The 6,215-nt window shown below is 39.8% G+C and carries 6 protein-coding genes; all 6 read left to right on the forward strand.

All coding sequences use genetic code 11. The features are described 5' to 3' along the window. Positions 1-1,663 (forward strand): spermine synthase (locus VMW81_09660; GenBank protein HUU51204.1); only part of this gene is annotated, 1,663 nt, incomplete at its 5' end. Positions 1,664-1,802: 139 nt separating this feature from the next. Further along, entirely contained in the window at positions 1,803-4,010 is a 2,208-nt protein-coding gene (locus VMW81_09665; GenBank protein HUU51205.1) for a thioredoxin domain-containing protein, read from the forward strand. 204 nt (positions 4,011-4,214) lie between these two features. Continuing rightward, complete coding sequence (locus VMW81_09670; protein HUU51206.1) at positions 4,215-4,535, forward strand: hypothetical protein; 321 nt, start codon at positions 4,215-4,217, stop codon at positions 4,533-4,535. Between the two features lie 26 nt (positions 4,536-4,561). Further along, on the forward strand, positions 4,562-4,972 hold the full coding sequence (locus VMW81_09675; GenBank protein ID HUU51207.1) for a hypothetical protein: 411 nt from the start codon (positions 4,562-4,564) through the stop codon (positions 4,970-4,972). 324 nt (positions 4,973-5,296) lie between these two features. Beyond that, positions 5,297-5,422 carry a hypothetical protein gene (locus VMW81_09680; protein HUU51208.1) on the forward strand — a complete coding sequence of 42 codons (126 nt, stop codon included), beginning with the start codon at positions 5,297-5,299 and terminating at the stop codon, positions 5,420-5,422. Positions 5,423-5,706: 284 nt separating this feature from the next. Further along, the gene (locus VMW81_09685) at positions 5,707-5,886 is read left to right on the forward strand and encodes a hypothetical protein (GenBank protein HUU51209.1); all 180 of its coding nucleotides are present in this window, start codon (positions 5,707-5,709) and stop codon (positions 5,884-5,886) included. Positions 5,887-6,215: the final 329 nt, after the last annotated feature.

The following is a 6,215-nucleotide window of genomic DNA, read 5'->3' on the forward strand; positions in this document are numbered from 1 at the left end:
CATATTATTATTTCTTTTTGGAGGTTATCTCCTCTTTGGTGGGGGAGTAGATAAGATTCACTGGCTCTCCATAAAAAATCAATGGAAGGGTCAGAAGGTCGTCTATTACAAAAATTCTATTTATGGAAATGTTTCTGTTGTTGAGAGGGAAAAGCAGTATACATTCTTCACTGACGGCATCCCCACCATTACGACTCCCACTCCGGATATCGTCTTTGTAGAAGAATTTGTTCATCTGCCGATGCTTTCCCACCAAAGCCCAGAGGAGATTTTGGTCTTAAGTGGTGGGGCAGGGGGTGTGATAGGTGAGATTCTCAAATACAGGAGTGTAAAAAAAATAGACTATGCTGAATTGGACCCTCTTCTATTGAAAGCAGTAAAGAAATTTCCTACGCCCCTTACCCAATCGGAGCTGGAAAACCAAAAAGTAGATATCCAAAATATCGATGGGAGGTTGTTTATCCAGAGGACACAAAAGTTATATGACCTCATTTTCGTTGGCGTCTCAAATCCAACTGATCTTCAGGTAAACAGAATGTTTACAAAAGAGTTCTTTGTTTTGGCCAAAAAGAAGCTTAAGCCAGGAGGGGTTTTCGTTATTGGTCTCCCTGGCTCTTTAACCTCTCTGAGTAAAGAACTAAAGAATCTTAATGGCTGTATTCTTAATACGCTGAGGAGCATTTACCCTTCTATTCGTATCATTCCAGGAGATTTTAATCTCTTTTTGGCTTCAAACTCAGAAGAGATCACGCTTATCAACGAGACCCTACTCAGTAAAAGGCTCGAAGAAAGAGAGCTTAGGACAAATCTTTTGACAAAGGGGCATCTAAAGTATAAGTTGGATAAAAGGAGGCTGGAGTGGTTTTTAAGCTCCCTAAACCAAGAGAGGAAAATAAACTCAGATTTTATTCCTCTGGCAGTATTCCATAGCCTTGCTTACAGAAATGCCCTTTTTTCTCCTTATATACAGAAGTGGTTTCAGTGGTTTGAGAAGATAAATTTAAAACAGATTATCTTCTTCCTTGCCATCTTTACCTTAAGTTTTATTTTTATCTGCTCAAGGATTAAAGGATCTTTAAAGATAGCTGTTCCCCTTGCTATTCTATTTACAGGATTTGCTGGAATGCTCTTTGACCTCATACTCGTATTTACCTTCCAGGTCCTCTGCGGGTATGTTTTTTATCAAATAGGGCTCTTGGTAACCGCTCTTATGGTCGGGACAACCGTAGGAAGCGGGCTTATGACATTCTTTTTGGAGAGGATTAAGAAAAGCATTCCTTTTTTTATGAAAGTAGAACTCTCAATCATCCTTTTTTCAGGCATCCTTCCAGTAATATTCCTCATTCTTCATCCTCATTTAGAAAACAGATCAGTCTTCTTTCTTACACAGGTAAGCTTTCTCGTCCTTTCTTTTATCTCTGGCTTTTTGATTGGCGTACAGTTCCCCTTGGCTGCAATGATACACTCACGGTTTTCTCCTAAGCTGGGAACTACTGCTGGCTTACTTTATGGTGCTGACCTTTTTGGGGGCTACATTGGAGGGGTTATCGGTGGAATCGTTCTTCTGCCCATCCTTGGATTGGTAAAGACCTGTTTTGTGGTGGCAATGGTTAAGATAAGCAGCCTTATCATATTTATTTTTTCTTCTCAAAGGTTTACATAAGATTGCTATACCTCATCTCCTTTAAAACTTTTTCAAATCAAACAGATGTTCTATTTGTCATCTCTATGAGTCTATATTAAATTAAACAGTATAGTAGTTCGGCTTGGCAAACGTTCATTAATTTGCAAAGTTGTGCACTATGAAACTTGATTGGGAAAAATGCTTGGTTATATTTTTATTAGTGTTTGCTATGGGAGCTGCTGGCTTAGTGCTACTCTTATTAAATGATAAGGCTATAGCCAAGAAAACTCAATCTATAGAAGCTAAGGAGTATAATATGCTGAAATCTGAAAAGAGCCCCTATCTCCTTCAGCATGCAGACAACCCCGTGGATTGGTACCCATGGGGAGTAGAAGCATTTGAGAAGGCAGAGAAGGAAGATAAGCCTATTTTTCTCTCTATTGGATACTCGACATGCCACTGGTGCCATGTAATGGAGCACGAGTCATTTGAGGATGCTGAGGTTGCCAGATTGATGAATGAGGTATTTGTCTCGATAAAGGTCGATCGCGAGGAGCGACCTGACATAGACAGCATCTACATGGCAATCTGTCAAATACTAACTGGCACTGGGGGATGGCCTCTTACCATCATTATGACGCCAGACAAAAAACCTTTCTTTGCCGCCACCTATATTCCGAAGGAGACACGGTATGGACGGATTGGTATGATGGATCTGATTCCACGTATCAAGAAGCTCTGGAAAGAACAGCGATCGGATGCTTTAGGTGCAGCACATCAAATTACTGCAGCCCTCAAGCAGGTATCGCCTGGCTCACCGGGTGCAAAGCTGGATGAATCCACCCTGAATCTCGCTTATGAGCAGCTGAGAAGAAACTTTGATGGGGAGCATGGTGGTTTCGGGAACACACCGAAATTTCCAACCCCCCACAGTCTCAGCTACCTTTTACGTTGCTGGAAGCGCAAAGAAAGCAAGGAAGCTCTTTTTATGGTTGAAAAGACCCTTCAAGAGATGAGACGTGGTGGCATCTATGACCATATCGGATTTGGCTTTCACCGCTACTCAACAGATTCAAAGTGGCTTTTGCCTCACTTTGAAAAGATGCTCTACGATCAGGCACTACTCGCTATAGCTTATATTGAGGCTTATCAAGCAACCAGAAAGGAAGAGTATGCAAAAACGGCAAGAGAGATTTTTACCTATGTTCTTCGGGATATGACGAACAAAGAAGGAGGATTCTATTCTGCTGAGGACGCTGATAGCGAGGGCAAAGAAGGGAAGATATATCTGTGGAAGTATGAAGAAATCAGACAAATTCTTGAAAAAGAAGAGGCAGATCTGATCGTTAAGGTGTTCGCTGTCAAAGAAGAGGGGAATTTCAAAGAAGAGGCAACCGGAGAAAAAACAGGTGAAAATATCCTGCATCTGGCAAAATCACTTGAAGAGCACGCAGCTAACTTTAAGATGTCCGAGCAAGGGCTTCAAAATCGCCTGGGAAAAATACGCCAGAAGCTATTTGCATATCGCAAGAAAAGAGTCCATCCCCATAAAGACGATAAGATTTTGACTGATTGGAATGGTTTCATGATCGCTGCACTGGCAAAAGGTGGACAGGTCTTTGATGAAGAGGAGTATGTCAAAGCCGGAAAGCGGGCTTTAGATTTTATCCTAAAGAATATGCGAACTAAAGATGGACGACTCCTTCATCGCTACCGCGATGGAGAGGCTGGTATATCTGCTTATTTAGATGATTATGCCTTTTTGATTTGGGGAGTGTTAGAACTCTTTGAGGCTACCTTTGAAGTGAAATACCTTACATTGGCTCTTGATTTGAACAGGGATTTGATAGAACACTACTGGGATAAAAGTAGTGGGGGATTCTATTTTACGGCTGATGATGGTGAGAAACTCCTTGTTCGCAACAAAGAGATTTACGATGGTGCCATACCCTCTGGAAACTCGGTGGCAAAGCTCAACCTCCTTCGACTTGGACGAATCACTGCTAATTCTGATCTGGAAGAGAAAGCAGCGAAAATCGGGAGCTTTTTTTCCGACATGGTCAAGCCGTCCCCATCTGCACATACCCATCTCATGGCTGCCTTGGATTTTGGAGTCGGGCCCTCTTATGAGGTGGTGGTTGTGGGCAACCCAGAGAGGAAGGACACAAAAGAGATGTTAAGGGCTATCAGAAGCCATTTTATACCGAACAAGGTGGTCATTCTCCGCCCAATTCAAGAATCCGCTGAAATTGATCGTCTCTCTCCGTTTGTCAAATACCAAAAGCCTATTAACGGCACAGCCACTGCCTATGTCTGTCTCAATTATAACTGTAAGCTCCCAACAACAGATAAGAGTAAAATGCTTAAGCTTCTCAATGTGGAATAGCGATGACGAAAAATGAGAAGCCTGCCACTTGACCAAATGATTTCTTTTTGATAGAAGATAATCAATTCCGAATTCACTTAAAAAATCCCTAAAAAACAAAAGGGGTTTTAAGAACCGCAAAAACTTATTGACTAAAACCATCTTTTTTGATAAGAAAAGAGACTCAGATTATTTAAGTAAATCGAAAGGGGGGAATAAAATAAAATGAAAGATAAGTTAATTATTGCAGGGGTTGTTATCGCCATTGTCTTTACTTTTTTAGGTTATACTCAGATAAAACAACTCTCTCAAAAATTGGCTGCGCTGGAGCGAGATGTTGCGTCCCTCTTAAAGACCCAGGAGAGCAAACAGATTTCTGAAAAAGTCGGTACCCTCGAGACAAAGGTTGAGACTCTCAAAAAGGAGACAGAGAAGTTAGATAAAGATATCCTGGCATCAAAAGAAGCCATACCCATTATTGAGAAGCTCACAGAATCACTGATCAAGATAATCGAGGCTTCAAAATCAGAGCAGAGGAAAAAGTAAAAAGTCCATATAAGAGGAGGAGCAAGATGTTAAAGAGGATAGCTTTGATTTTCAGTGTGATATTTTTAGTGGTGAGTCTACAGAGCCTTGATGCAAAGCCAAAAAAGGAAAAAGCAACCTCAAAGGAAGAGGTAAGAGCAGAAAAACAGTTTGAAAAGAAACAGAGAAAAGAAGAGCGAGAAAGAGAAAGGGAAATGAGTAAGGAAGAGAAAGAAAAAGAAAAGGAGCTAAGAAAAGAGGAGCGAGAGAGAGAAAAGGAATTGAGTAAGCAAGAGAAAGAAAAAGAACTGAGATGGGAAGAGCGAGAAAGAGAAAGGGAAAGAAGAGATATGGGTCTTCACAGGGGTGAAGAGCTTGGCGTTAGAGACAGGGGAGAAGGTATAGGTCGAGACAAGGGACAGGGAGGCAAACAAAGAGGAGGGGGAGGCAGAAGATAACTGATTTAAATTCAAGGTTTTATTTGATTTTTGCTGTTGATTTAGATGATTTTTAGAGGTTCTTTTAACAAAATTTTTACTTGACATCTATAGAGTTTTTAATTATTTTAAAAGGGTATCTTCGTAGTTTAAATCACTTGATAATCGGCGTAATTATTACATGAAAAACCTTTCTCGAGAGGTTTTTATGTTTGATTATACCATTATTATCAGATTATTAGCTCAAGAGAGCTCAGTCCGCGTTTGTCCGTTGTTTCATTCTACTTCTCTATCCACGCAAGTTATTTTTAATCATTTTAATCTTTAACGAAAGGAGGGGGACTTATGGCGGAGTGCCCAAGTTGCAAAAGTAAAGATGTTGTAAAGACGGCTTATGGAGAAAGATGGAGATGTAAAAAGTGCGGACAGTACTTTAAGGTATATCCATCAGGAGAGTCCGAGAAAAAGTAGGAATTAAAATTAGGAAAAAGTAATTTTTTTTCATTTCTGATACAGAAGATTTTTATAAGTTTTTACCTTCCTTGCTTATGAGTGACAGGGAAGAGAAAGGATAACTCTTTTTTTACTTTTTCTTCCCTCACCCCCCTTCCCAATTATTGAAATATCAAAAGGATTAAGTTATAATTCCATCAACAAAAACCTTTTAAAAGCTATTGACTAAATTCTCTCTTTTTGATAAAAAGTATTGGTTTTGATTCAAGCTCTGATTAGAATGAAAGGAGGTTTAAGCTTCTATGATATTCAAAAAAAGTAAAAAAGGAGAACAAGAAGAATTTAAAGATGGCTGGAGAATGATCTGTCCGGAAATAACGATTAAGGAAGTGGTAAAAGAGGAAGAAACACAACCCAATCTAAAGGGCAGTGAAGAGACTTTCAAGAGTGTCTATGATATGAGCAAGAGGGCGGTTAAGTAAATAGCTTACACCCAGACCCTAACAAAGAATAGACACACCTTACATCAGTTCATTAAACCTACTTAATACAATCACATAATACAGCTTTATCTATGAATGGATGGAATGAGAAAACATTTGCAATCAATGCAGAAAAAGAGGTAAGATATTTTTCCTTTGATTTATCTTTTTAGTGCGTATATTTAATAAAAAAACGCAAAAAATGATTTTACTATTCATATCTTAAGGAGGTGAATCAAAATGAAGAAAAAACTGACAACGGCGTCCGGTGCCCCTGTGGCTGACGACCAGAACAGTATTACAGCGGGCGAGCGAGGACCCATACTTAT

The organism is Nitrospinota bacterium (assembly GCA_035528715.1).
Taxonomy (GTDB): domain Bacteria; phylum JADFOP01; class JADFOP01; order DATKYB01; family DATKYB01; genus DATKYB01.

Excerpts from the sequence above, each read along its gene's own strand:
- VMW81_09665 (HUU51205.1), top strand. The coding sequence starts at position 1,803 with ATGAAACTTGATTGGGAAAAATGCTTGGTTATATTTTTATTAGTGTTT.
- VMW81_09670 (HUU51206.1), top strand. The coding sequence starts at position 4,215 with ATGAAAGATAAGTTAATTATTGCAGGGGTTGTTATCGCCATTGTCTTT.
- VMW81_09675 (HUU51207.1), top strand. The coding sequence starts at position 4,562 with ATGTTAAAGAGGATAGCTTTGATTTTCAGTGTGATATTTTTAGTGGTG.
- VMW81_09680 (HUU51208.1), top strand. The coding sequence starts at position 5,297 with ATGGCGGAGTGCCCAAGTTGCAAAAGTAAAGATGTTGTAAAGACGGCT.
- VMW81_09685 (HUU51209.1), top strand. The coding sequence starts at position 5,707 with ATGATATTCAAAAAAAGTAAAAAAGGAGAACAAGAAGAATTTAAAGAT.